Raw genomic sequence first — 3,354 nt, forward strand, 5'->3', positions numbered from 1 at the left:
GAAGGCGTGCAGAGCGCCGTTGACGGGCCGGATGTCGGTCACGTTCAGACCGGCCTCGGTCATCCGCGCCACCATGCTCTCCTCGGTGTGCTTCCGGCCGCCCACATTGAGCAGCAGGAACAGGTCCATCGCCGTGGTGAAGGAGCTGAGGCTGTTGTCGACGAGGTTCTCGATGACGACCACCCTGGCGCCGGGGCGCGCCGCCGCGACCACGTTGGCGAGCGTCCGGCGGGTGCTCTCGTCGTTCCATTCGAGGATGTTCTTGATGATGTAGAGGTCGGCCTCGACGGGAACCTCGCGGCGGCAGTCGCCGGGCACGAGCGTGGCCCGCGAGGCCAGCGCCCCGCCGTCCCGCAGCCGCGGATCGGCGTGCGCCACCACCTGCGGCAGGTCCAGCAGCGCGCCGTGCAGCGCCGGGTGCTTCTCCAGCAGGCTGGCCAGCACATGCCCCTGGCCGCCGCCGATGTCCACCACCTCCTTGACCCCGTCGAGGTCGAGGAAGGCGGCGACGTCGGTGGCGGACTGCCGGCTGGAGGTGGTCATCGCGGCGTCGAACACCCGGGCCGACTCGGGCGCGTCCTCATGGAGATAGGCGAAGAAGTCCTTGCCGTAGATCTCGTTGACGACACAGCCGCCGGTGCGCACCGCCCGGTCCAGCCGCGGCCACGCCTCCCACGTCCATGGCTCGGTGCACCACAGGGCGATGTTGCGCAGGCTGCCCGGGGTGTCCTCGCGCAGCAGCCGGGACATCTCGGTGTGCCGGAAGCGGCCGTCCTCGGTCTCGGCGAAGATCTGACAGCAGGCCAGGGAGCGCAGCAGCCGGCGCAGCGGATCGGGCTCGACGTCCACGGCGGAGGCCAGCTCCCCGATGGAGGCGGGCCGGTCGCCCAGCGCGTCGGCGATCCGCAGCCGGACCGCGGCGCGCACCGAGGCCGCCCGTGCGGCGCCGAAGACGATCTCGCGCAGCCGCATGGGCGGTGGGAGCGCGGCCGGCGGGGGCTGTGCCGCGTCGGCTCTGGTGGTGTCCACAGTGGTCATGTCTCCGCCTCTCAGCACCGGCCCGTGGGCGCGGACAGCTCACAGACGTTGTCGGTGAAGGTGTTGTCGGGGCCCTTGTCCCGGTCGGCGAGGTCGGCGGGCTTGTTGCCGCTCATCACGTTCCGGCTGATGGCGTTCTTGGCGTTGGGGGCGCCGACGACGCTGGTGTAGAGCACGATCCCGCCGGACATGGGCGAGGTGCCCACGTTGTCGTTCACCTGGTTGCCCGTCACCCGGGTGCCCTCGGTGCCGGTGAGCACGATGCCGGCGCCCTGGATGAAGGGGAGCCGGTCGGTGGCCTCGCAGTAGGCGTTGTTCTCGTAGACGGAGTTGTGGCGGACGTTCAGGTCCCCGGCGCGCGGGGTCGACTCGTCGCCGACGATGAACACTCCGGCGCAGTTGGCGGTGATGGTGTTCCCCTCGACCGAGAGGTCGCGCAGCCGGCGGACCACGACACCGGTCCGGTTGCCGCTGAGCTGGTTCCCGGCCACCAGTGTGCCCAGGGCGTCGGTGGCGCCGCCCTCGGCGTCGATGGTGTTGGCCAGGAAGATGCCGGACTGCTTGTTGTTCCGGGAGACGTTGTCGACGAAGGTGCCACGGGTGGACATCTCCTGGCCCATGCCCTGCTGGCCGTTGTCCTCGGTGGTGGTGTTCCGCACGGTCATCCGGTCGGTGCCGGAGCCCCAGATGCCGTTCTTGGCGAAGCCGGTGACCTTCAGTGAGTCGATCCGGACATCCGAGACGGGGTCTTCGGCCGTCCCGGTGACGCAGATGCCGTGGCCGGCCTCGCCGCAGGCGTTGGCCGACGGCTTCTCGGCCGGGGAGAGCACGGTGGAGTCGCCCGCGCCGACCAGGGTCAGCCGGTCGGTGGTGATCTGGATGTTCTCCCGGTAGGTGCCGGGCCGGATCTCGATGGTGTCGCCGGGCTCTGCGGCGTCCACGGCGGCCTGGATGGACTGGCCGGGCTGGACCACATGTCGGGTCGCCGCCTGGTCGACGGGGGCGGCGTGGGCTCCGGGGAGCTGGGCGAGTTCGATGACGAGGACGGCCGTGAGGCCGGCGAGGTGGCGAAGTTTAGGTGTGCGCATGAAAAGGAAGTTAGGCGCGCTCCGCACCACTCGCCACTTATGTTCTACTCGTCACTTATGCCCTGCGTTACCCCACTTGGCCGTCTTGTGGCCCGGCCGGAGGTCAGCCCACGGACCCGTCAGCTGAAGCGCGAGCCGGGAAAGGAGCCACCGGACCGCTCAGGCCGCACGGATCAGCTGACCAAGACGGGCGCGGCGGCCCCGCCCTACCCACGCGCCGCCGCTCTCGACAGTGGAGGACGCCCGGCCCACGCCGGACGAGCCGACCGGACCCCGTGCGCTCCCCCGCGACGGCGGCGCGGCTCATTCGAGCACGCGGGACGCCCCGACCGGCAGATCCCACAGCTCCTCGCGCGGCCGCCCGGTGGCCTCCCAGGCCGCGCGGATCCGGTGCAGCGGCTCCAGGGGCGGCTCGGCCGAGAGCAGGAAGGTGGACCAGTGCATGGGCGCCAGCGCCCGCGCCCCCAGGTCCAGATGCGCCTGTACGGCCTCCTCCGGATCGGTGTGCACCCCGCCCAGCATCCAGCGCGGCTCGTACGCGCCGATGGGCAGCAGCGCGACATCGATGCCCGGGTAGCGGCGGCCGATCTGCCGGAACCAGTGGCCGTAGCCGGTGTCCCCCGCGAAGTACACCCGCTGTCCGTCGGGCGCGGTGATAACCCATCCGCCCCACAGCGAGCGGCAGGTGTCGGTGAGGGTGCGCTTGCTCCAGTGGTGGGCCGGGACGAAGTCGAAGCGGACCGGGCCGTCCTCGCCGGGCAGTTCGGCCGCCTCCCACCAGTCCAGCTCGGTCACCCGGGTGAATCCGCGCGCCCGGAACCAGCGGGCGAGCCCGGCGGGCACGAAGACCGGCGTCGCCTTCGGCAGCCGTTTGATCGTGGGCGCGTCCAGGTGGTCGTAGTGGTTGTGGCTGATGACGACCGCGTCGACGGGCGGCAGGTCCTCCCAGCGGACCCCCACCGGAGTGGCCCGGGCCGGGGTGCCCAGGATCTTACGGGCCCAGACCGGGTCGGTGAGCACGGTGAGCCCGCCGATCCGCACCACCCAACTGGCGTGCCCGGCCCAGGTGAGCGCGGTCCGGCCGGGGCCGGTGAGCGGCAGCGGCCCCGGTTCGAAGGGCAGCTCGGGGATCTCGCGGAGCGTCTCCACGGGCGGTCTGAGCCGTCCCTCCCGGGCCAGCCGGGCCAGCGCCCGCACCCCCGGCAGCGGGGAGGTGAGCCGGTCGGCG

Annotated in this window: 3 protein-coding genes; all 3 read right to left on the bottom strand. The window is 71.9% G+C overall.

Annotated elements, in window-relative coordinates:
• The coding region (locus tag GWI24_RS42300) for a methyltransferase (protein ID WP_210951332.1) at positions 1–1,038 on the bottom strand (1,038 nt) is incomplete at its 3' end.
• An 11-nt stretch (positions 1,039–1,049) separates the two neighbouring features.
• Positions 1,050–2,126, bottom strand: coding sequence for a nitrous oxide reductase family maturation protein NosD (locus GWI24_RS42305; RefSeq protein ID WP_210951333.1), 1,077 nt, complete (start codon positions 2,124–2,126; stop codon positions 1,050–1,052).
• A 303-nt stretch (positions 2,127–2,429) separates the two neighbouring features.
• On the bottom strand, positions 2,430–3,354 hold a 925-nt coding region (locus GWI24_RS42310; RefSeq protein WP_210951334.1), incomplete at its 5' end, for an MBL fold metallo-hydrolase.

This window comes from Streptomyces sp. MK37H (assembly GCF_018035285.1).
Classification (GTDB): domain Bacteria; phylum Actinomycetota; class Actinomycetes; order Streptomycetales; family Streptomycetaceae; genus Streptomyces; species Streptomyces endocoffeicus.